Source organism: Arthrobacter glycogeni (assembly GCF_054510815.1).
Map to the genome: position 1 here is coordinate 89,331 of NZ_JBTNDV010000014.1, position 21,260 is coordinate 110,590.

Sequence of the window (21,260 nt, forward strand, 5' to 3'; positions counted from 1 at the left end):
CACCGGAGCTTAGTGTTACTGCGCGGTCAGCGGCCTCTGGGTACCGGTGGGCACAGTCGGCGCGTCGCCTGCTTCGCGGCGCAGCTTCGCGATAGCGGCCTCGAAATCCTCAAGGGAGTCGAATCCCTGATACACGCTGGCAAACCGCAGATACGCCACCTGGTCCAGCTTTTGCAGCGGTCCGAGGATAGCGAGCCCCACTTCATGGGCATCAATTTCCGCGACGCCGCTGGCCCGAACCGACTCTTCAACCTCCTGCGCAAGTAACGCGAGGTCGTCTTCAGTGACTGGCCGCCCCTGGCAGGCTTTCCGCGCACCATTGATGACTTTGCTGCGGCTGAACGGCTCGCCGACTCCGGAGCGCTTGATGACGCTCAGGCTCGTGGTCTCCACGGTGGTGAATCGGCGTCCACATTCTGGACATTGACGACGACGCCGGATAGCCGACCCATCATCGGCTAACCGACTGTCGACCACCCGGGAATCGGCGTTACGGCAGAAGGGACAAAACATGCCGCGCCTTTCAATTGCTGATGGTCGGTGGTCGCGCCACCGTGTGGAACACCACCATTGTAGAACTAGATATGGGAAAACTACAACAGTGTTATTACTAGATGTAGTGATTAGCCGAAGCGAACCATGACAGCGTCACCGTGGGCCGGCAAATCCTCAGCATCGGCAAGGTTGGTGATGTGCCGACTCACTTTCTGCAGGGCAGCCCGGTTGTAGTTGATCACCTGCACCGCCTTCAGGAAGGTGGTGACGTTCAGCCCCGAGGCGAACGTCGCCGTCCCCCCGGTGGGGAGTACGTGGTTGGACCCGGCGCAATAGTCACCCAGGCTGACCGGGCTGTACTCGCCAACAAAAACGGCGCCGGCATTGCGGATCCGGCTGGCAACGGCCGCGGCGTCCGCGGTCTGGATTTCCAGGTGTTCGGCAGCGTACGCATCGCAGATGGCGATACCGTGCTCGACGTCGTCCACCAGGATGGTGCCGGACTGTTGCCCGGCCAACGCCTCGCGCACCCGCCCGGCGTGCTTGGTGGTGGCGATTTGCACGGCCAGCTGGCTCCGGACCTTTACCGCGAGATCTTCGGAGTCGGTGATGAGGACGGACGCCGCGTTCGGGTCATGCTCAGCCTGGCTGATCAGGTCAGCAGCGATCAGCCGCGGGTCGGCATGGGCGTCGGCCAGCACGGCGATCTCTGTGGTGCCCGCCTCGGCGTCGATGCCGATCGTACCCTTAAGCAGCCGTTTGGCGGTGGCCACAAAGATATTGCCGGGGCCGGTGACCACGTCCACCCGCTCGAGCGTGTCGTCGGCGGTTTCACCCTCCACCCCGTAGGCGAAAGCTGCGACCGCCTGCGCTCCACCAATGGCGTACACCTCCTGGATCCCGAGCATCTCCGCCGCGGCGAGGATCACCGGGTGCGGGAGTCCACCAAACTCCTTCTGGGGTGGAGAAGCAACGGCAATCGACTGGACTCCGGCAGCCTGGGCGGGCACCACGTTCATCACCACCGACGACGGATACACTGCCAGACCACCCGGCACATAGAGGCCCACCCGGCGAACCGCTATCCATTTGTGGGTCACTATCGCCCCCGCACCAATCTCTACCTCGACGTCAGCGGGAATCTGGGCGGCGGCAAACCGGCGGGCGCGGTCGATTGATTCGGCCAAAGCCAGCCGGACATCCGGCGCGAGGTCGTTGAGGGCCCTCGTCAGTGCCTCGCGGGGCACGCGCGGTGAGGCCTGCTCCACGCCGTCGAACTTCAGGGCGAGTTCTCTCAGTGCAGTCAGGCCACGCTCCCGAACGTCAGCCAGGATGGCGGCGACCGGGGCCTCGACGCCGGCGCCGCTCACTTCCGGCCGCGGCATGACTGCGGTGAGGGCGGCGCCAGTGAGGGCGCTGCCGCGCAGGTCGATAGTCCGGAACTCGGCGAAGGAGTCAGCTGGAGACTGTTGAGCGAGCGAAATATTCACCCGGTCAGTCTACCGGGAGACGCCCCCGCGAAACCCACGCTCCTCCGGTGATCATCCTGATGCATCAACCTCGCCCGACATTGACCAAGCACGGGCGAGGCGAACGGCCTTGGGGATCCCTCGAAGGACTGAATTCGACGCTAGTCGAACTGCGAGAGCACATCTTTCATCTCGATGTGGGTTCCTGCCATGAGTTCTTCCTCCCCCATCCGGCGGTATTCCAGTCGAGCCTCAGCAATACTTCGCGCGCGGTAGAAACGCCCTCTCACGGTCGCGCGGGAGGAAGCCTCGGGCGCCCGTCCGTAGCCACGCCGAAAGGCCTGCTGCACTTCGTCAGAGCGACTACGCAGAAGGAATAGAGTCCAATCCGACTCGGGATCCCCCCATGATGTACGATCACAGTCGAAGATTCCCACGATGCGCGGCGACGGCTCCCCGGCCTTGAGCATGACGTTGCCGATCCACAAATCACCATGGAGCAGCCGCGGTAGGCCACACTGATCGATCTCCGGGCTGTGTTCCTCGATCAGGTGCAGCACCTGATGAATGTCCGCTGCATCAAGGCCGGTATCAGCCATGTCGGCTGCGATAGCGTGAAACGTCGCTGTGAGGCTGTTACTCCAACTCTCGTGCTGATCACCGGTCACCGACCCATAGTGATGTCCGGTTTGGGAATGGATGTCCGCCAGGATCTGTCCTAGCTGGAACCAGAAATCGAGTTGCTGCTCGGCTGTATACAGTTTGAGTGCCTGTGCCGCGGGAACCCCCGGAAGATGGGTCTGAATCAGGTAGTCACGCTCGATGATTGTTTGAGTGAAATCCGCGCGGACAACCACCGGCATCAGGTGCCCCACGGACGCCAGCAAGGGAATGCTGGCATACTCGTTTCGCAGCAGTTGGTGTCCCAGGCGTGACTGACGGCGCGGTTCGGGGGCTACGCGCAGGATCAGTGACGGTGCATCCTTTCTGTCCAACCGGTAGGTCGTGTTGTAGCGGCCCCCGGACACCTCACGAACGGCATTCACTGGTGGCCCGGCGGGAAAAGCCTGCTGGATAACCGCAAGCAATTCATCGCGAGACAGGGGCTGCTGAAATTCCAGCGGCTTCCGAGGCAATGACAGCACATCCATCCGTTGCACTCCCGGATTACTGTTCCTGGCTCCCTCAGCGATAGTCCGCCTTCGTCCTTCCTCCGAGGGGTGTGAGCTAAGAGACCGAATCAGCGTTACGTTTCGCTGGCCGGTAGCCGGCGATCGCGGCGCGCACGTCTCCCTCTTCGTGTTCGCCCTTCGCCTTGCCGAACGGCAGTGCTTTGAGGAGTGGGTGCAGGATCGCCATGACGACGAGGCCCCAGCCGAGTCCGAGGACGGCCGAGCACACGGTATTCACGAGCCAAGCCAGGAAGCCGCCCACTACCGGAATTCCGACGAAAGGTGATTCAAGGGTATGGACCAGGTCATAGGGCAGGTGCCACCCTAGGTCGTAGACCCCTTGAAGCATGATGTGCCCGCCAACCCAGAGCATGGCCACCGTGCCAATCAGAGTGATTGCGGCGAGGACGCCGGGCATCGCCTTGACGAGCAACTCACCGAAGCGCTTCGAACCCGCCGAGTCTTTGGTGGTCAGATGCAGGCCGATGTCGTCCATTTTGACAATGAGAGCGACGGCTCCATACACGATCACCGTGATCGCGATCGCTACGACGACAAGGATAATCGCCCGGGCCAACAAGGACTCATCGGCCACCTCGTTCATCGAAATGACCATGATTTCGCAGGACAGGATGAAGTCCGTGGTGATGGCACCCTTGGTCACCTTGGCCTCCGCCTCGGGACCTCGTTCGACTGCCGGGGCTTTCTCAGCCGCTGAGTGGCCGCGGATTTTATGCCAGACCTTCTCGGCGCCCTCAAAGCAAAGGTAGGTGCCGCCGAGCATCAGGATGAACGGAATGACCCCCGGGATGAAGGCGCTGATCAGCAGCAGTGCCGGCAGGATGATCAACAGTTTGTTGCGGAGCGATCCCCAGAAGATTCGTTTGATCATCGGCAGTTCGCGAGACGGGTCCGCCCCTGACACGTACTGCGGAGTAACGGCAGCGTCGTCGATCACGACGCCGGCGGCCTTCGCCCCAGCCTTAGCGGCTCCGGCAGCGACGTCGTCCACCGAAGCGGCAGCAATGCGGGCCAGGGCCGCGACGTCGTCCAAAAGAGCGACGAGACCGCCGCTCACAGGGTGCCCCTGCGCGACTCGGAAACGGACGGCTGGGCGTGAATACCTCGGTCGAGGCGGTTGATCGGCATGCTCGAAGTATATTATGCGGGCGGCCCGTCAGGGCGATCCGACCGCTAGTTCATGACGGTGCCCCGCTGACGGTCACCTGAGGATCGTCCTTGAACAATCCGGTCTGACGTGACTCGGGTTGCCCTTCAGGCGGCCGGGTTAGGCTGGTTTATGACCACTCTTGTCCGCGCTCCGGAGAACCTCGTCGTCGCAACTATCGACACCATTGACGTTCGCCTGGCGGGGGTAGACGTTGCGAAAGCTCCACTCTTTGTCGATGTTCCATCCGGCACGTCCTGCATCATCGTCTACCTGAGTGCGGTCAGAGGTTACGGGACGGTGCGCCATGACGGTGCTCTTGCTTTGGCTTACGGTACACAGCACCGTGAGGTAGAAGCAGACGATGGCCAAGGAACCGGAGGGCCTCCTAAACTGAGCAATCTAGAGCGGGTAGGGATCACCATGACAGACCATATGGGGGCCCACTATGAGCCAGCAGGGTTTCGAATGGTGGGAGACGGGATTGGGTGGGACGATATGCGCATCTACACGCCCGCGCCATACTCATCGGCAACGAGCCTGCACCTCGACTTCACAGTTGATGGCCGATCGACTGATAGTCGGTGCGAGGTCGCTCTTGTTGCCCGTTAGCAGATGGTGAGTTCAGTCGGTCGTTGCAACACCCCTATTGATGCGACAATGCCAAGGAGCCAAGCGGAATCGTGGCAGGTGGGGACGGAGTCGGGGTCCTGGCGTTGCACGATCAGGGCGCAAAAGCGAAAGAGGCGACTATCGGGGCTGCACCAATTTCGTTGAGGTATGTGGTGGGGCTGTGCTGATCCAGTACGGCCGTGACTTCTATCGCGACGTTGCCTCCGTTCCAATCGAGGAGGTATAGGCGCATTTGCATTGGCGCGCCCAGAACATGATGGAGGTCGGACACTCCGCCGCCGATAAGGATCGGCATCGCATGGATGCCACCCGCCAGGGGCGCAGGTGGTGAGATTCTCGCCTACACCGAGCGGCTCTGGAATGGACAAGACATGGCGGGTCTGAGGACTGCGGAGGACCGATGCGCGCCGAGTCGACCTTGATTATCGCCGGGGCGTAGTCCGGTCGCTCAGCTGTGGTGGCGGCGCCCCGGCTGAGTGACCTCGTGTCGCTGCGGGACCGCACAGAAAGCGCCGGCAGGTCCGTTACTCACTGCTCACGGATTTGGCGGGTTTTGGCCGGAATGTGGTCAGGGAAATTTTCTTCGGCAATCCCACCGGGCTCGTAAACCGACCTGGCAAACCCTCGCGCTTCAGCAATCAGCTCCTCCTCCGTCATACGAGCCACGACGTCTGAGGCATCACCGCCCGAAATGGTTGCAAACCGGCCCACGGTAAGGACATAGGTCCCGTCCATCGGACCATTGAGCCAAACGAACTCATAGCAGCGGGATGCAGCTGGTTGCCTTCGTTCACTGATTCGGAACAGCTCGTGATCGACGACGACGTCAAAAGGCTTCATCCGGCGAGTCTAGTTCGATGCCGCCTCTGCACCAGAGTAAACACCAGCCAGCGGATTGCCTTTACCCATGTGGCAATCCTTTCCTGAACGGCCTTTGGTCAGCTCCTCGGCCAGGTTCGGTCGGGCGGTTCTTCGAGTTGCGCTATTTTTTGCCGTCGAGAACCCCGCCGATGACTTTGGCTGCTTCGGGGTATCCTGCTGGGTCTGGGCCGGCGTAGTTGAGCCGGATGTGTGGTCCGGTGGGTTCGGCTGGGAACCATTCGTTGCCGGATGCGATGAAAACGTTGCTAGCCTCGCACTCTTTGATCAGTTCGGAGAGGTTTGTCGTGTCCGGAAGTCTGATCCAGAGGTTCAGTCCGCCCGGTGGGACCGTCGTGACCTGAGCGAGGGGCGCGTATTTGTTGACGCTGTCGACGAGGAGGTCCCGGCGTGACTGGAGTTGCTGGCGGAGTCCCCGGAGGTGGGTCTGCCAACCGGGTTGGGTGACGACGTCGAGGGCAGCGGCTTGCAGAACACCGCTGACGTACATCGAGGCGGCGGTAAGGTCAGCAGTGATTCGTTCGCGTGCTGGGCCGCGGACGATGACCGCGGCGACTCTCAGCGCTGGGGAGACGCTTTTGGTAAGTGAGCGGATGTACACCACGTGACCGCCGTCGTCGTGGGCTGCTACCGGCGCCGATTTCGTGGTGATACCGAAGTCGTGGGCCCAATCGTCTTCGATCAGGAACGCGCGATAGGTTTTCACCACATCAAGAATCTGAGCTGCAGTGTTTCGGGACCATTGGGCGCCGATCGGGTTGGCGTAGTTGGGCTGTGCGTAGAAGGCACGCGCACCGGTCTCCTCGAAGGCGCGCGCGACGTCGTCGGGGTTCGGGCCAGTGGGACCGGAAGGAACGGGGACCAGACGAACTCCAGCCTTCTCGGCTGCAAGGATCGCGCCCCAATAGGTCGGGGATTCGATCAGCAACGGCTGCCCCGGGGGAACCAGCGCACGAAAGATGGAGCTGAGTCCACTCTGGCTCCCAGGAAGCACGACGACGTCGCTGGCCAGGGCGGGGGTCACATCTACCGGGGTGGCGGCGGTCAGTTCCGAAGCAAACCAGGACTGCAGCTCAGGATTGCCAGCCACCGGGGATCTCGTCAGAGCGGATTCGATGCGTGCAGCCCGAAGGAGGGCAGCGCGCACCAAGCGTTCCGGGAGGAGGTCTCGATCCGGGTACCCACCGTGGAGCGTCATCCCGCCGGCAGGGGCAGCACGCATCGTTGCCGAACCTGAAGTCAGCCGATTGTGAGCGGATCCGAGGGCCGCGGTCTGCCACCCGAAATCAGACGGGCGCGCTGTGCGGACGGCCCGCACGAAGGTCCCCACCCCTGGACGACTCTCGATGAGACCCTGGGCGGCCAAGGTACGGAGTGCTTGCTGGACCGTGACAGGACTTGCCTGATGGCGTGTCACGAGCGACCGGGTCGACGGCAGTCTGGCACCGGCCGGAGCACCTGCAATCCAGTCACGAAGAGCCACAACAATCCGCATACTGCTATCGTTGGTCATGAACCCCAATAGTAGCGCTACTCGACGAATATCGCCCCTGCTATCGTCTCGATCAGGCATTGCCTGGGGTTTACTCGGGGTTGCAGCGTTCTCCTTCACCGTCCCTTTCACCCGCGTCGCGGTCGGCGGTCTCTCTCCTTTGTTCATCGGCTCGGGCCGCGCGGTCATTGCCGCACTCCTCGCTATTGCCGCCCTGGCTCTCACACGACAACGGATCCCGCACGCCGACCAGTGGATACGCCTCGCCGTCGTTGCCAGCGGGATCGTTATCGGCTTCCCACTGCTGACCTCCTTCGCTCTCACCACAGCGCCGGCAAGCCACGGAGCCGTGGTCATTGCCCTCCTCCCCGCAGCCACAGCCATCATGGCTGTCATCAGGGGGAAGGAACGGCCACCTCGTTCATTCTGGGTCATGGCGATGATCGGGGCGATCGTGGCGATCGGCTTCGCCTCCGTCCAGGGCGGCGGGTTTTCGGCTCTCACCGTGTCGGACCTGTTGCTTTTTGGGGCTGTTATCGCAGCAGCCATCGGGTACGCAGAAGGGGGATTACTCGCCCGCGAGCTTGGCGCCTGGCAAACCGTGTCCTGGGCTCTAGTCATCGCTTTACCGCTGATGGTCGCGCTCACCGTGGTCGCGGCGGTTCAGCAACCACCTACGGGGACGCCCCTAGAGTGGGCTGCTTTCGGCTACCTTGGCGTGGTCAGCATGTTCCTGGGGTTCTTCGCCTGGTATCGCGGCCTCGCCACCGGCCCCATGTCGCAGGTCAGCCAGGTCCAGCTCGTCCAACCAGTGCTCAGCATCCTCTGGGCCGTCCTCCTCCTCAGGGAAGAAATTACCGGGGCGACTATCCTCGGCGGCTTCGCCGTGATTCTCTGCGCGGGCGTCGCCGTCCGCACCCGACTAAACCGGCCAAAACTACCGGCCACAGTCGTCAACCAGTCAAGCAAACCTTAGATACAGGCACTGCTGGACTCAGCCAGTTCATCTCTCCAGGGCAGCCCCGTTCGTCCTGTGTTTCGATAGACCATGACCACAATCGAGTTAGTGAAGGCCACCGATCTAGAGCTGAGTGATGTTCTTGAACTTTACGGAGCAGTTGATTGGCGCGCTTATACGAGGGATCCGGACGCGCTACTTGCGGGACTCAAGGGGTCCTCGACCCTGGTTGCGGCCCGCGATGGCAAAGCCTTGGTAGGACTCGCGCGAGTTATCTCTGATGGCGCCTCGATTTGCTATCTCCAGGACATTCTCGTCCTGCCGTCCCATCACAGAAGGGGTATAGGACGAGCCTTGGTGGAACGAGCGCTCGGTGAGTATCCCAGAGTTCGTCAGAAAGTCCTGATCACCGACGACGAGCCAGGGCAGAAAGCGTTCTATGAATCCTTGGGCTATAGCCAGACGGATGATTTTCGTGGAGGATCGGTGAGGGCGTTCATCAGATTCGACTAAATGCAGTGGAGAGACAATCAGGCTCCCTTTCCTGACCCGCCCCGAAACGATGTCCCGGCAGGATTCAGCATCAGGACCTATCGCAGCGCTGGCATGCAAGACTGCCCCGGCGATTCAAGCGCACCGGTCCCGCACCGCGACGCAGAAAAGCATTCCGTAAGGAGTCACTTTCGCAGTCTATGTTTTCCAGTGATAGCGGCGTTCGGGGCGGCCGACACCGCCGTACCGTAGCTGAACGATAACCCGGCCCTCTTCGCTGAGATATTCGAGATAGCGTCTGGCGCTAACCCGGGAAGTGCCGAGGGCACCGGCAGCTTCCGCGGCGGAAAGATCGGTGCTGACCCCCTGTAGCAGCGTTTCGACCAGATACAGGGTTTCGACGCTGCATCCTTTCGGGAGCGGCCGGTCGGGGCGGCTGATGCCGAACACCTTATTGACGTCTGCCTGTTCCGCCTCGCTTTTGGCTGAAGCGAGCTGTTGGTAAGCCTGCTGGTAGTGTTCCAGCCGTTCCCGGAGCTCAGGGCCTGAAAAAGGCTTGATGAGGTAGTGCACAATCCCGCCACGCAGGGCACGTCGGACCGTTGCCACCTCCCGAGCCGCGCTGATGACAATGACATCCAGCTCCGGTGATGCTGACCGCAATTGGTGGAGGAGGTCCAAGCCGTTGATGTCAGGAAGGTGGATGTCGAGAAGGACCAGGTCTGGCTTCTCAAGCCGGACCTTTAACAGGGCGTTAGCCCCCGTGTGAGCGATACCTATCACTTCGAACCCTAGGCATTGTCGACCGAACCCGGCGTGGACCTTCGCCACCATGAAATCGTCATCGACGATAAGGACCCGAATCATGAGTGAAGTTTTACTTTGTTGAGGGTCGCCGTGAAGACCGCTCCTTCGTCATTGTAGACCTCGATTTCTCCGCCACGCTTACGACAGATCAGACGAGTCAAAGCCAGTCCGAAGCCCCTTTCAGTATCCGCGACAGACGTTTTTGTGGTGAAACCCTGTTTGAAGATTGAGTCAGTAAATTCAGTGGGAACTCCGGGCCCGGAATCCTGCACAGTGACAGCGACGTAGTCCGTTTCGTCGACGAGAAGTACTTCGACTGTCGGGTTGTCGAGTCCGCCGGCTGCGTCCATGGCGTTGTCTACAAGGTTTCCTACCACTGTATTCACATCACGCGAAAGTTCATCTTCCATCCGCGGAAGGTAAGAGCCTTCGGCTAGCCTGAGGGTCACCCCGCGTTCGGAAGCGAGACTTGCTTTGGCAATAAAAAGGGCGGCGAGGGCCGGATCCTTAATGACTGTGGTGACGTCGTCGTAAAGACGCGTGCGGCTCTGGCTAACGCCATCCACAAATCGGGTGACCTCGTCATATTCACCGAGCTGGATAAGCCCAGAGATGGTATGGAGCTGATTTGCAAACTCGTGTGTCTGGGCCCTCAGCGTTTCTGTGGTGTTCCGCGTGGCACCTAACTCGGTCTCCAGCGTTGACAGTTCCGTCCGATCCCTTAGCGTAATAACCGACCCGATAATCCGCCCATGGGATTCGATGGGCATCCTGTTGCAGGCCACCAATCGGCCTTCCACCAGAACCAGCTGATCAGGTGAAGAATGGTCGCGAGTAAGAACGTCGTGCAGGTCGCGATGAACTGAGAGCTGGTCAAGGTCCTGGCCGATGCAGTTGGCTGGCAGATGAAGGAGTCTCTTCGCGCTGTCGTTCGCCAGGGTCACGCGATGGTTCGGGTCAAGCGCTATAACTCCTTCTTTCACGCCATAGAGAATGGCTTCGCGGTGCTCGACCAGTCCTGAAATTTGGTCGGGTTCCAGACCCAAAGTCTGGCGCTTGACGCGCCGGGCGAGGAGGAGCGAGCCGGTCACGCCAACGATACTCGCGACCCCCAAGTAGATGATGAGGTTGGGGGTGGCTTGGGCTAAACGCTCCACCAAGGACGGGTATTGTCGACCGACAACTGCAATACCAACCATGTCACCGGTATCCCCGAGGATTGGGACGTGAGCTGCCAAAGCTAACTCACTGCCCGATTCCACTAACCCTGTCCAGGACCTGCCGCTGCGGACATCGCTTTTCCCGAAGTTCACGATCGCACCCAGTTGCGCGGGGTCCTGTGAGGTCAACACCGTGCCGTCGGGTTTGGCCAGGATCGCGTATTTCGATGCCGAGACCGAGCGTACCGATTCAGCAGCGGCCGGTAAGGCTGCTCCAATGCGGGGCTCGGCCTCCGCCAGCAGGGATCTGACGGCTGGCAGCGCAGCAAGGGTTTCAGCTGCGGCGAGCGCTCGCCTGCCCTCCACCCGCTGGAAAGTTTCCGCGGACTGCGCCAGCGAGATGGCCAAAACCCCACAAAGGACAGCGAAAACAATCACTAGTTGAAGAGCGAGAAACTGGCTCGCAAGGGACATTCTCTTAGGCTTGGATAGCTTCCCTTGGCGTGCCCACTGCGTTAGCGCCCTTTCTGGAAAATTGCCAGCTGAATTGGTCTTTCTGACATAGGCCAAGCTGCCTGAACTCTACGGCAGATCAGTTCTCCGGACCTGCTGAGTGTGAACTCAATGAACACAATGTTCTTTGAGAACACAAGAGAGACGTGGGTCACATTGTCTCGTAGGTTGAAGCCCTGTACACCAACTCGATGAAGAGGAATATCATGCGTGGATCAACGACAGTCCGTCTCACAGCAGTGGCCGCAGGAATTGTGCTGGCCGCCTCGGGCTGCGGGGTGACCGGCGGTGAAAGCACTGCTGGAGCTTCCGGAAGCACTGCAGCCGGGGGGCCGATTACCGACTTACGCATCCTGGTTCCCAATACGCCTGGTGGCGGATACGACACCACCGCACGGGTAGCGGCCAAGGTCATGGAGGACACTGACCTCGCCTCCAGCATCGAGGTGTTCAACCTTGCGGGTGCCGGAGGCACCGTAGGTCTGGCTCGAACAGTGAACGAGAAGGGCAACGGCGATCTGGCCATGCTGATGGGGCTGGGTGTCGTGGGCGCCAGCTACACCAATGAATCGGAAGCCAAACTTACGGACACCACTCCCCTGGCCCGCTTGATTGAAGAGCCGGGTGCGATCATGGTCTCCAAGGATTCGCCCTACCAGAGCATCGATGATCTGGTAGCGGCTTGGAAAAAAGATCCCTCGCAAATTAGTGTCGGGGGCGGGTCATCGCCAGGAGGCCCAGATCACCTCCTTCCCATGCAGCTGGCGGGGGCGCTGGGTATTGACCCCAAGACTGTGAACTTCGTGTCCTACGACGGCGGTGGTGATCTCCTACCAGCAATCCTTGGTAACAAGCTCGGATTCGCGGCTTCCGGTGCTGGCGAATACCTCGATCAGATCGAGTCCGGTGAAGTGCGTGTCCTTGCAACCAGCGGTGAGGAACGCCTCGAAGGTGTCGACGCACCGACGCTTCAGGAGTCAGACATTGACCTGGTTTTCACCAACTGGCGCGGAATCGTCGCTCCGCCTGAGGTTTCCGACGCTGACCGGGATCGCCTGATTGCGGCCCTCGAAGAAATGCACGGCACTCCTGAGTGGCAGGAAGCCCTTGAATCCAACGGCTGGTCGGACGCGTTCCTGACCGGCGATGAATTCGAATCTTTCCTCACCGAGCAGGACAAGCGCGTCTCTGACGTCCTGGCTGAACTTGGTTTGGCGTGAGCTCAGTACGTACCCGATTTGCGGGCCGCTCCGAGCTGGGCATGGTTGCCCTGCTCGGAGCGGTCGGCATCACTGTTCTGGTCGATGCTGCGGGAATCGACGTCCCCTACTCGCAGACCGATCCCGTCGGGCCGCGAACCCTGCCCTACATTGTGGGAGGTTTGCTGCTCGTATGCGCCGTTCTCTTGACGGTGAACGTCCTCAGAGGCGGGCGAGGTGAGGCAGAGGTCGGCGAAGACGTCGACCTCACTCACCCCAGCGACTGGCGGACCATCCTCTCCCTGCTGGGCTTTTTCATCCTGAACATTGTGCTCATCGACCAGACAGGTTGGGTCATCTCAGGAACCATCCTCTTTTGGGGCAGCGTCTGGTCCCTGGGAAGCCGCCATTACGTCCGGGACGGCGTCATCAGCCTCCTGCTGGCTCTAGGAACGTTTTATGGCTTCTACATCGGACTTGGCATCCGTCTACCCGCAGGCCTCCTGGAAGGAGTGCTCTAAATGGACTCCCTGAACATGCTCACGGAGGGTTTCGCCACAGCAGCAACCCCCATGAATCTTCTCTACGCCTTCATCGGGGTGCTCCTCGGCACCGCTATTGGCGTCCTGCCGGGCATCGGTCCCGCGATGGCCATTGCACTCCTACTTCCGGTGACCTACGCGCTGGAACCTACCAGTGCCTTCATCATGTTCGCCGGAATCTATTACGGCGGAATGTATGGGGGATCAACCACCTCGATTCTGCTCAACACACCAGGTGAGTCATCGACGGTCATCACGGCGATCGAGGGCCACAAGATGGCTAAAGCCGGCCGCGCCGCTCAGGCCCTGGCCACTGCGGCAATTGGATCATTCGTCGCTGGAACCATTGGCACTGCACTCCTGGTCTTCTTCGCGCCGCTCGTCGTAAAATTCGCGGTCTCCCTAGGCTCGCCCAGCTACCTGGCCATCATGATCCTGGCCTTACTGGCCGTCACCGCGGTTCTTGGATCCTCAAGGCTGCGTGGTTTCGCATCGCTCGGTCTCGGCCTGGCAATCGGCCTTGTCGGCATAGACCCCGTCTCCGGCCAACAGCGCCTGATTTTCGGGCAACCCCTGCTCACCGACGGCCTCGACATCGTCGTTGTCGCCGTCGCTATCTTCGCAATCGGTGAAGCACTCTGGATCGCCGCCCACCTGCGCAGAAACCCCATGCAAACCATCCCCGTGGGACGCCCCTGGATGGGCAAGGAAGACTTCAAACGTTCCTGGAAACCATGGCTTCGCGGCACCGCCTACGGCTTCCCCTTCGGAGCATTGCCCGCCGGGGGCGCAGAAATTCCGACCTTCCTGTCCTACGTAACGGAGAAAAAGCTATCCAAGCACCCCGAGGAGTTCGGTCACGGCGCGATCGAAGGTGTCGCCGGCCCAGAAGCCGCGAACAACGCGTCTGCGGCAGGAACGCTGACTCCGCTGCTGGCCCTCGGACTGCCCACCAACGCCACCGCTGCAGTCATGCTCGCCGCTTTCGTCCAGATGGACATCCAACCCGGCCCTCTCCTATTCGAAAGGGAACCAGAACTGGTCTGGGCACTCATCGCTAGCCTCTTCATCGGCAATACACTGCTGTTGCTCATCAACCTGCCATTGGCACCACTCTGGGCTAAACTCCTGCAGATCCCACGTCCTTACCTGTACTCAGGGATTCTGTTCTTCGCGACACTCGGCGCCTACGCTGTGAACCTTCAAACCTTCGACCTGGTCATTCTCCTCGTCTTGGGCCTGCTGGGATTCGCAATGCGCCGATATGGCCTTCCCGTGCTGCCTCTGGTCCTTGGTCTGATTCTCGGTCCACGAATAGAGGAGGAACTGCGGAAATCGTTGCAACTCAGCGCAGGCGAGATCTCCGGTCTTTGGAGCGAACCCATCGCCATTGGAACCTACATCATCATTCTGCTTGTGCTGGCGTGGCCTTTGGCAGCCAGAATATGGAAGCGATCACACCCCCAGCGTCCTGCGCTGCCCCAACCGACCCCAGAATCCAGCGCAGCCCGACAGACGGGGACCGATAGGTCGACCCGCGCCCACGATGCCGGGATCCACACAGGTACGGACACGGCCAGCAACCCCAGGAACAAGGATAGTGAAGTCCCATGAGCATAGTCGTCGGGTACATCCCCACCGCCGAAGGCGAAGCGGCGTTGACCCGTGCCATCGAAGAAACTCTTCGCCATCAAGACCGACTCATAGTGGTCAATTCCTCGCGCGGAGAAGCGCTAGTGGACAATCACTTTGTCCAACCTGAGCAAGCCGCAACACTGGACAACCGCCTCCAACAGGCCGGGGTCGCCTACCAGATGGTACAACCGCTTCGCGGACACGACGCTGCCGAAGAAGTCCTCACCGCAGCGGAGGAACATCAGGCACATCTCATCGTCATCGGACTACGGAAACGGACTCCAGTCGGGAAAATGATCATGGGAAGCACGGCCCAACGCATCCTCCTGCAATCGACGTGTTCGGTATTATCCGTGAAAGCCGCACAAGACTAGAGACTGCAGTTACCCTTTAGCTGCACCCGATCAAGCGAAGGAATACACAATGAATTTCACGACCGCTGACCTCGTTGACGAACACGCTGATGAGGTAAACAGTTGCGATCTGCAAATGCGCCAAATGGGCGGACAGCCCCGGTTCACCGGAACAATCCGAACAGTCCGCTGTGAACGTGATAACGCCCTAGTTAAGCAATTACTCGCCGAACCCGGCAACGGATGCGTTCTCGTCATTGACGGAGGCGGGTCACTACACAGCGCCCTGGTTGGAGACCTGATCGCTGGCAGCGCCGTCAACAACGGCTGGGCGGGACTGGTAGTAAACGGGGCGGTGAGGGATTCAGAAGCACTGGCCAAATTGGACCTCGGAATCAAAGCCCTCGGAACCAACCCGCGGAAAAGCTTCAAGCAAGGCGTGGGCGAAATAGACGTCGAAGTCACCTTCGGCGGTGTAGCGTTCCTGCCCGGTCACAGCCTCTGGAGTGACGGGGACGGAATCCTGGTCGGAACACCCCAATCGCCGTCCTAACCAGACAGGCAGGACCTTCCCAGCACGCACCCTTGCCTGCGGCAAGCACACTCAGCCGCAATGCCGCCGCTTCAACATTGAACCAGGAGGATCGGCAATGGCCCTGCGACTGGCAATTCTCGACGACTACCAAGGGGTAGCAACATCGTTTGCCCCTTGGCACGAACTCGGCGAAGACGACATCGGAATCACCGTCTTCGAGGAACACATCGAGTCGTCCGATACTTTGGTGCACCAATTAGAGCCGTTCGACGTCCTGATCGTCATGCGGGAGCGCACTGCTTTTCCGCGTGAGGTACTGGAACACTTACCCAACCTGCGACTCATGGTGACCACTGGCATGGCCAATGATTCCATTGACCTCAACGCCACCCGTGATCTTGGCATCGAAGTATGCGGAACCGGTGGGTCTGCAGCAGCAGCGCCGGAGCTCACCTGGGCCCTCCTGATGGCGCTCGTTCGCAACATTCCAGTCGAGGACAGATACCTGCGCGACGGAGGTTGGCAGCAAGGAGTAGGAGTCGAACTATCCGGAAGAACTTTCGGCGTACTAGGACTTGGGCGCATTGGACGCACTGTCACCCGTTACGCACAGGCCTTCGATATGGAGGTCATCGCGTGGAGCCCCAACCTGACTGCTGACAAAGCCGAAGAAGCAGGCGCACGGCTAGTCACCAAACGGGAACTGTTTAGTCAATCGGATGTCGTCAGCGTGCACGTGCGGCTTTCGGAACGGTCCCGGCACATCGTCGGAGAAGAAGAGCTTCGGCTTCTCGGACCTCATGGCTACCTGATCAATACGGCGCGTGGACCCCTCATCGACGAGGATGCGCTGATCAATGCTTTGGATAACAACTGGATCGCCGGAGCAGGTCTGGACGTGTATGACCAAGAACCTCCCCCGGCGGGAAGCAGGTGGGCATCATGCCCCCGCACAGTTCTCACCCCACATATCGGCTACGTCACGAATGAAAGCTACCGCAGGTACTACTCCGAAGCGCTCGAAAACATTCAGGCATGGTTAAGCGGGCAACCTAAAAGAGTTCTTTCGCCGTGACAACACCAGGCGTAGGCGTGTTCGCCATAGTCCGAGGGCTCGTCATTCAGGCGTAGGGTCAGTTCAAACCCCTGGTGGCTACTGGGAAACGGCTAGCCAGGACCAGAAACGATCTGGTGGAGGGGCCAGCAACCTCTAACCGGGAACCTTCCCGGCGACAACGAAAGCGAAAGCACTAGGCACGTTCCGAGCCTTCGGGCGCTCCTATTGTTCGTAGCGACTCTCAGCGCTGCGAGATTCGGAAGGAAGCTGCTTTGGGTCGGGGGCCCCGCATGACTTGCGCGGCGGAGCTGTCAGGGTATTTGTTTTCGTAGGCAGCCTCAATGGCTGCCTCGTCGTCGGTCCCGGCGGCTTCAAACCTTACGTCCCGAATCGCCCGTCTGGGTAGTCGTTCGGCGTGGGTGGCATTGACCTCATTGAGGCGGTGAATGGCCTCCACCTCTTATTTGAGGTCGGATGCGGATGGGTTCTCTTCGAGCTGGCCGAGGGTTCTCGCGCCGATGATGGGCGCGACGACACCTGGTCGGTTAGCGATCCAGCTCGGCGCTCCTTCGGCTGGCGCTGCGCACGAAGAAGAAGCGGGACCGGATCAGGGCCCGGGTACCAGGAAGTTCCCCGGACCGAGGACGACGGAAACCGTGAAGAGTGCGCCAAGAACCAGCAAGGCCGGGCCGCCCGGCCGGCGGCGCTGTGGCTTTGTAGCGGACACTCCGGGCTCCGTATGCGGCGGCGCCTCCACACAGGTCGCGCCGCGGCGACCGCCAATTCCACCACCGCCCCCACCGCGCCCACCGGGATAAGGAGCGCCCAGTCGACGTCGGCAAGCTGCCTGCCCACGGTCAGTGAGGAAGGGTACCAAACCCGGCGGTTCCCACAATCACCACTAAGCCATACCCAATGATCCACGGCGTGCGAATACCGCTGGCCAGAGCACTGATGGCAATCAGGGCACCCACCGGGTGAAGACCGGCGACCGCCCGATTTAAAGCCACGCCGAAAAGTCCACCCAGGCGCGAATGCTCACAGCAGCGATTTTCGAGAACCCCTGCGCACGTGCGTATGACAACCCGTGAGCAGGGCGGCGTGGACCTCGGTCTGGTCTGAGGTTCGCTACACAGCAAACGTGGCTGCCCGAAGGCGCCTGCACGAATGACCGCCTTCGATCATGTCGTAGAAGGATCAACAACCGCGCCCCAATTCCGGCGCGAGGTTAGCCACTCTGGATTTTGACGCGGGCAGACTTGGGTGTGCACACTACTTTCACGCAGGAACATTCGACGTATGGGCAGGCTTTCCGCAGGATCGCCCCTGGGCGCTCCGTTCCTGCTCATGGTCGCGTTAGTTTAGGTGAACAGGTCACGCCTGTGCGTAGTTTTTCCTATCCATGATTATTCCAATTGAAAGGTGGCCCGCGTGCTGCCAGCTGCGTCCCGTTTCCTCACCACTGTTGTCCTGTCTTCGGTGTTACTCACCGGTATGGGCCCGGCCGCGTCCGCTGCGCCTCGAATAGCGCCGGATGTAACTCAACCCGGGACGGCCCAGGCCGGGGCCGACGAGGCTACTCAATATGTGGTCCGGTACGCCCCGGGTACGGACATTGCAGCCGCCGCCCGGGCTTTGCGGGGCAAAGGGATTGGCGTGGACCGCCAGTTTTCGAAGGCGGTGCGCGCTGCCGTCGTCACCATGACACCACCCGAGGCGAACGCTCTCGCGAATTCACCGCAGGTGGAAGCCGTCGAGCGTGACACGGTAATGAGTATTTCGGCTACCCAGCAGCCAGCGCCATGGGGGCTGGACCGTACTGACCAGCGCGCCTTGCCCCTGTCCGGTTCCTACACCGCCGCGACCACCGGGGCCGGAGTGAGCGCCTATGTAGTTGACAGTGGCATCCTGCGTACTCATTCGGACTTCGGCGGTCGTGTTATCCAGGGCTGGTCCGCCGTTTCCGACGGCCGGGGAACCAGTGATTGCAACGGGCACGGCACCCACGTCGCTGGCACCATCGCGGGCTCTACCTATGGTGTAGCCAAAGCGGCCACCCTTGTCCCGGTGCGGGTCTTTGGTTGCACCGGCTCAGGCTACACCTCCGACGTGATTGCCGGTTTGGACTGGATAGTCGGACACCACACCGCAGGAACCCCGGCCGTCGTCAACCTCAGCCTGGGCGGCTCCGCTAGTTCTACCGTCGACGCGGCACTTCAGGGCGTCATCAATGACGGCGTCACCGCGGTAGTGGCGGCGGGAAATTCTGCCACTGACGCCTGCACCGCGTCCCCTGCGAGGCTGCCAGCGGCCCTTACCGTGGCCGCGAGCGACTCTTCGGACCGGCAGGCTTCCTTCTCCAACTTTGGAACCTGCGTGGACCTTTACGCACCCGGCGTATCAATTATGTCGGCGTCGCATGTCTCGACGACATCGACGGCAACCATGTCCGGAACATCCATGGCCGCCCCGCATGCAGCCGGCGCAGCTGCGCTCCTGCTCGCCAAGCAGCCCTCACTGACTCCCGCACAAGTCACGGCGATGCTCAACAGCGCCGCGACGACCAGCATCGTATCTTCGGCCAGTGCAGGGACCCCGAACAGGCTCCTTTACGCAGCCCCATCGACTGCATCTGGTGGAACCGTCGCTAAAGCTCCGGTCGCTCCAACCAATGTGGTAGCGACCGCAGGTAGCAGATCGGCGTCACTGTTCTGGACCAAGGGTAGCGACGGCGGTTCGGCCCTGACAGGCCAGACCATCACGGCCTACTCCGGAACCCAAAGGATCGGCAGCGTGACCATCGCCGCCTCCGCCACGACAGTGACAATTACCGGTCTCACCGCCGGACGAGCGTATAACTTCACGGTCACCGCGACCAACACCATTGGCAGCAGCCCCGCCTCGACGAAATCCAACACCATCACCGCCCTGGCCTGACTCCCAGCACCCCGAAGCTACATCGAATCCGTCGCAAACATCGGTGCCTCCGCTCACCCGGGCGGGCACCGGCGCACCGTGCTTTGGCTTGCGGCAGCCATCGAACTCCGGGGAGCCACTTTGTCGTGATCCGATCCGCGGTTACGGTGTTTCACATAAAGCACGGGAGGGGCTCAGCGCCTACGCTGCCGGAGTGTGAAGAGTGATGAGGTGTTCCCCGAGTTTCTTGAGGCGTTGAGCTGCGTTCCGATCGGTACCCAACCCCGCGACCACGGAGCCCTGCAGAAGGATCATCCAACACTGCGCGAATTCGTCCGGCTCGTTCAAGCCCATCTCGACCGCCGCCTTCTTCACTTCGGACTGCGCGTCGTTAAGGTACGTGAGGCTGGCCGCACCGATCGGATGCCCTGGACCGGCCTCAAGCAGTGCGCGGATATAGGGGCAGCCAGCAAAGTCGGGGGTATGGAACCACTCATCGAAGATATCGAAAATGGCCAGAAGCTGCTCCCGGGGCGTGGAGCCGCGGCGTTGGGCCTCGACTGCAAGGTAGCCGAGCGTAAAAAGGCGTTTCCGTCGTTCGAAGAACGCAAGAATTAGGTCGTTCTTCGAAGGAAAATGGCTATAAAACGTGGCCTTGGCGACACCGGCCATCCCGATGATCTCGTTCACACCGACAGCACGGGTACCCCGTTCTTGGAAGAGATCGTAGGACGTCGCGAGAATACGCTCACGAGCGTCTCTCACCGGCGTTATGGTCGCAGCTTCCATGGCTCCTCCAGCTCAGGATAGTGGTCTATCCAACATATAGCAGACAGACTGGTCTGTCTGTGATTACAATGAGATGCCCGGCCGTTCCCCCAAACGGCCGGGCACCCAATAGCTATGAACCGAAGCCGCGGAGTCGGCGCTACCGGGTTCGTTAGGCCTTTCGGCGCGAACCGGCTTTCGTCCCCACTGGATGGGCTCAGAACACACAAGCGAGGCACCAGCGGTGAAGCAATCCCGAAATGAACCCAGGTTCCAACTCGATCGCTCAGACGATGGTGTGTCATTGGTCCGGTGGGATGACTCTCTGGTATTGACGGCGGAGGATATCCTGGCGTTGATCGAGGAACAGCAGGCACAGCATCCAGGAGTCACCGCCTTATTGCTCGCGGACCTCAACGGCATGGTGACCCTCTCCAGGGATGCCTTCGCTCTGCTCGCAACATCGTTGAACGTATCCGCCGTCGCCGCCTTTGGGACCTCACCCGTCGAGCGCGTACTCATCGAACATTTCCGTGCCGTGCATAGGCCGCCGTATCCCATTGAATACTTTGAAAGTGCTGTAGAAGCCCGAATCTGGCTACACGAAATCCCATTCGACAACAGTCCACCGGAGCACGAGAGGCATAGTGAAGTTCAACGCCATACGCTCGAAAGAATTCCACCACGGTCGCGCGAGTCAGGTGATCAGTCGGGTGGCTTTGCTACGCGGTAGATCAGTGGACCTGAGGGTCCACGGGTTCTGGGGTTCGTGGGCTGGCTAAACCGCAGTATCGCCAGCCCGCGCTGGTGCTGACGGTACTGCAACACGATAAAATGGATGGTTCTCGGCGGTGCCGCGCTTAGGCGGTGACTTTGACGCGTCGCTGCATGAGTCCTCGGACTACTGGGTAGGCAGTGAGGAAACCGAGGACGAGTCCGATCTGCATGAGGAAGAAGAAGGTGATGTCGGTGGGTGCTGGCATGAAGTTGCCGAAGTGCATTAAAAGCATCCATCCG

General features: G+C 60.7%; 22 protein-coding genes. 10 read left to right on the forward strand and 12 right to left on the reverse strand.

All coding sequences use genetic code 11. The annotated features are described in order from the left end of the window. Positions 1-15: 15 nt before the first annotated feature. From nrdR to ACX80G_RS14525, 6 genes are all read right to left on the reverse strand, one after another. Positions 16-513: a transcriptional regulator NrdR gene (nrdR, locus tag ACX80G_RS14500; protein WP_459308469.1), complete on the reverse strand. Its 498-nt coding sequence runs from the start codon at positions 511-513 to the stop codon at positions 16-18. Between the two features lie 110 nt (positions 514-623). Continuing rightward, entirely contained in the window at positions 624-1,985 is a 1,362-nt protein-coding gene (gene hisD / locus ACX80G_RS14505) for a histidinol dehydrogenase (protein ID WP_459308471.1), read from the reverse strand. 140 nt (positions 1,986-2,125) lie between these two features. Beyond that, complete coding sequence (locus ACX80G_RS14510; protein WP_459308473.1) at positions 2,126-3,115, reverse strand: phosphotransferase family protein; 990 nt, start codon at positions 3,113-3,115, stop codon at positions 2,126-2,128. A 76-nt stretch (positions 3,116-3,191) separates the two neighbouring features. Continuing rightward, positions 3,192-4,214, reverse strand: coding sequence for a DUF808 domain-containing protein (locus ACX80G_RS14515; RefSeq protein ID WP_459308474.1), 1,023 nt, complete (start codon positions 4,212-4,214; stop codon positions 3,192-3,194). A 1,251-nt stretch (positions 4,215-5,465) separates the two neighbouring features. Further along, the gene (locus tag ACX80G_RS14520; RefSeq protein ID WP_459308476.1) at positions 5,466-5,777 is read right to left on the reverse strand and encodes a hypothetical protein; all 312 of its coding nucleotides are present in this window, start codon (positions 5,775-5,777) and stop codon (positions 5,466-5,468) included. Positions 5,778-5,919: 142 nt separating this feature from the next. Further along, the gene (locus ACX80G_RS14525; RefSeq protein ID WP_459308478.1) at positions 5,920-7,329 is read right to left on the reverse strand and encodes an aminotransferase-like domain-containing protein; all 1,410 of its coding nucleotides are present in this window, start codon (positions 7,327-7,329) and stop codon (positions 5,920-5,922) included. Between ACX80G_RS14525 and ACX80G_RS14530 the strand changes: the two genes are divergently transcribed. Then, positions 7,328-8,284: a DMT family transporter gene (locus ACX80G_RS14530; protein WP_459308480.1), complete on the forward strand. Its 957-nt coding sequence runs from the start codon at positions 7,328-7,330 to the stop codon at positions 8,282-8,284. The two genes, ACX80G_RS14525 and ACX80G_RS14530, sit on opposite strands and share 2 nt — an antisense overlap. A 72-nt stretch (positions 8,285-8,356) precedes the next feature. Further along, a complete protein-coding gene (locus ACX80G_RS14535) occupies positions 8,357-8,779 on the forward strand; it encodes a GNAT family N-acetyltransferase (protein WP_459308482.1) in 423 nt (140 codons plus the stop codon). A 177-nt stretch (positions 8,780-8,956) separates the two neighbouring features. Here ACX80G_RS14535 and ACX80G_RS14540 read toward each other — a convergent pair whose 3' ends face one another. Continuing rightward, positions 8,957-9,625, reverse strand: a complete 669-nt coding sequence (locus ACX80G_RS14540; RefSeq protein ID WP_459308483.1) for a response regulator — start codon at positions 9,623-9,625, stop codon at positions 8,957-8,959. Next, positions 9,622-11,199, reverse strand: coding sequence for a sensor histidine kinase (locus tag ACX80G_RS14545; RefSeq protein ID WP_459308504.1), 1,578 nt, complete (start codon positions 11,197-11,199; stop codon positions 9,622-9,624). The genes ACX80G_RS14540 and ACX80G_RS14545 overlap by 4 nt, the downstream gene beginning before the upstream one ends. A 245-nt stretch (positions 11,200-11,444) precedes the next feature. On the opposite strand from ACX80G_RS14545, the gene ACX80G_RS14550 reads away from it, so the two are divergent. The 6 genes from ACX80G_RS14550 to ACX80G_RS14575 all read left to right on the forward strand — a co-directional run bounded on the left by ACX80G_RS14550 (position 11,445) and on the right by ACX80G_RS14575 (position 16,577). After that, on the forward strand, positions 11,445-12,458 hold the full coding sequence (locus ACX80G_RS14550) for a Bug family tripartite tricarboxylate transporter substrate binding protein (RefSeq protein WP_459308485.1): 1,014 nt from the start codon (positions 11,445-11,447) through the stop codon (positions 12,456-12,458). Further along, positions 12,455-12,958, forward strand: a complete 504-nt coding sequence (locus tag ACX80G_RS14555) for a tripartite tricarboxylate transporter TctB family protein (RefSeq protein ID WP_459308487.1) — start codon at positions 12,455-12,457, stop codon at positions 12,956-12,958. The genes ACX80G_RS14550 and ACX80G_RS14555 overlap by 4 nt, the downstream gene beginning before the upstream one ends. After that, on the forward strand, positions 12,959-14,593 hold the full coding sequence (locus tag ACX80G_RS14560; protein WP_459308489.1) for a tripartite tricarboxylate transporter permease: 1,635 nt from the start codon (positions 12,959-12,961) through the stop codon (positions 14,591-14,593). It abuts the gene before it with no gap. Then, on the forward strand, positions 14,590-14,988 hold the full coding sequence (locus tag ACX80G_RS14565; RefSeq protein ID WP_459308491.1) for a universal stress protein: 399 nt from the start codon (positions 14,590-14,592) through the stop codon (positions 14,986-14,988). Before ACX80G_RS14560 ends, ACX80G_RS14565 begins: the two co-directional genes overlap by 4 nt. Positions 14,989-15,037: 49 nt before the next feature. Then, the gene (rraA, locus tag ACX80G_RS14570; protein WP_459308493.1) at positions 15,038-15,520 is read left to right on the forward strand and encodes a ribonuclease E activity regulator RraA; all 483 of its coding nucleotides are present in this window, start codon (positions 15,038-15,040) and stop codon (positions 15,518-15,520) included. A 97-nt stretch (positions 15,521-15,617) separates the two neighbouring features. Beyond that, complete coding sequence (locus ACX80G_RS14575) at positions 15,618-16,577, forward strand: D-2-hydroxyacid dehydrogenase family protein (protein ID WP_459308494.1); 960 nt, start codon at positions 15,618-15,620, stop codon at positions 16,575-16,577. Positions 16,578-16,800: 223 nt separating this feature from the next. On the opposite strand, the gene ACX80G_RS14580 is transcribed toward ACX80G_RS14575, so the two are convergent. Together ACX80G_RS14580 and ACX80G_RS14585 are read right to left on the reverse strand one after the other, a co-directional pair. After that, positions 16,801-17,016 (reverse strand): hypothetical protein, encoded by a 216-nt coding sequence (locus tag ACX80G_RS14580; RefSeq protein ID WP_459308496.1) that lies wholly within the window; start codon positions 17,014-17,016, stop codon positions 16,801-16,803. A 400-nt stretch (positions 17,017-17,416) separates the two neighbouring features. Beyond that, complete coding sequence (locus tag ACX80G_RS14585) at positions 17,417-17,569, reverse strand: hypothetical protein (protein WP_459308497.1); 153 nt, start codon at positions 17,567-17,569, stop codon at positions 17,417-17,419. A gap of 421 nt (positions 17,570-17,990) precedes the next feature. Here ACX80G_RS14585 and ACX80G_RS14590 point away from each other — a divergent pair, with 421 nt between their 5' ends. After that, on the forward strand, positions 17,991-19,496 hold the full coding sequence (locus ACX80G_RS14590) for a S8 family serine peptidase (protein WP_459308499.1): 1,506 nt from the start codon (positions 17,991-17,993) through the stop codon (positions 19,494-19,496). 180 nt (positions 19,497-19,676) lie between these two features. Here the strand turns inward: ACX80G_RS14590 and ACX80G_RS14595 are convergent, their stop codons facing one another. Next, positions 19,677-20,264, reverse strand: a complete 588-nt coding sequence (locus ACX80G_RS14595) for a TetR/AcrR family transcriptional regulator (protein WP_459308501.1) — start codon at positions 20,262-20,264, stop codon at positions 19,677-19,679. Between the two features lie 223 nt (positions 20,265-20,487). On the opposite strand from ACX80G_RS14595, the gene ACX80G_RS14600 reads away from it, so the two are divergent. Then, entirely contained in the window at positions 20,488-20,976 is a 489-nt protein-coding gene (locus ACX80G_RS14600; RefSeq protein ID WP_459308502.1) for a DUF7793 family protein, read from the forward strand. 127 nt (positions 20,977-21,103) lie between these two features. Here ACX80G_RS14600 and ACX80G_RS14605 read toward each other — a convergent pair whose 3' ends face one another. Beyond that, positions 21,104-21,253, reverse strand: a complete 150-nt coding sequence (locus tag ACX80G_RS14605) for a DUF4396 domain-containing protein (protein WP_459308506.1) — start codon at positions 21,251-21,253, stop codon at positions 21,104-21,106. Positions 21,254-21,260 lie beyond the last annotated feature (7 nt).

What these genes read in the sequence shown, in the direction of transcription:
- nrdR (WP_459308469.1), bottom strand. Translation starts at nt 513, where the DNA reads ATGTTTTGTCCCTTCTGCCGTAACGCCGATTCCCGGGTGGTCGACAGT.
- ACX80G_RS14510 (WP_459308473.1), bottom strand. Translation starts at nt 3,115, where the DNA reads ATGGATGTGCTGTCATTGCCTCGGAAGCCGCTGGAATTTCAGCAGCCC.
- ACX80G_RS14520 (WP_459308476.1), bottom strand. Translation starts at nt 5,777, where the DNA reads ATGAAGCCTTTTGACGTCGTCGTCGATCACGAGCTGTTCCGAATCAGT.
- ACX80G_RS14530 (WP_459308480.1), top strand. Translation starts at nt 7,328, where the DNA reads ATGAACCCCAATAGTAGCGCTACTCGACGAATATCGCCCCTGCTATCG.
- ACX80G_RS14525 (WP_459308478.1), bottom strand. Translation starts at nt 7,329, where the DNA reads ATGACCAACGATAGCAGTATGCGGATTGTTGTGGCTCTTCGTGACTGG.
- ACX80G_RS14535 (WP_459308482.1), top strand. Translation starts at nt 8,357, where the DNA reads ATGACCACAATCGAGTTAGTGAAGGCCACCGATCTAGAGCTGAGTGAT.
- ACX80G_RS14540 (WP_459308483.1), bottom strand. Translation starts at nt 9,625, where the DNA reads ATGATTCGGGTCCTTATCGTCGATGACGATTTCATGGTGGCGAAGGTC.
- ACX80G_RS14545 (WP_459308504.1), bottom strand. Translation starts at nt 11,199, where the DNA reads ATGTCCCTTGCGAGCCAGTTTCTCGCTCTTCAACTAGTGATTGTTTTC.
- ACX80G_RS14550 (WP_459308485.1), top strand. Translation starts at nt 11,445, where the DNA reads ATGCGTGGATCAACGACAGTCCGTCTCACAGCAGTGGCCGCAGGAATT.
- ACX80G_RS14560 (WP_459308489.1), top strand. Translation starts at nt 12,959, where the DNA reads ATGGACTCCCTGAACATGCTCACGGAGGGTTTCGCCACAGCAGCAACC.
- ACX80G_RS14565 (WP_459308491.1), top strand. Translation starts at nt 14,590, where the DNA reads ATGAGCATAGTCGTCGGGTACATCCCCACCGCCGAAGGCGAAGCGGCG.
- rraA (WP_459308493.1), top strand. Translation starts at nt 15,038, where the DNA reads ATGAATTTCACGACCGCTGACCTCGTTGACGAACACGCTGATGAGGTA.
- ACX80G_RS14575 (WP_459308494.1), top strand. Translation starts at nt 15,618, where the DNA reads ATGGCCCTGCGACTGGCAATTCTCGACGACTACCAAGGGGTAGCAACA.
- ACX80G_RS14595 (WP_459308501.1), bottom strand. Translation starts at nt 20,264, where the DNA reads ATGGAAGCTGCGACCATAACGCCGGTGAGAGACGCTCGTGAGCGTATT.
- ACX80G_RS14605 (WP_459308506.1), bottom strand. Translation starts at nt 21,253, where the DNA reads ATGCTTTTAATGCACTTCGGCAACTTCATGCCAGCACCCACCGACATC.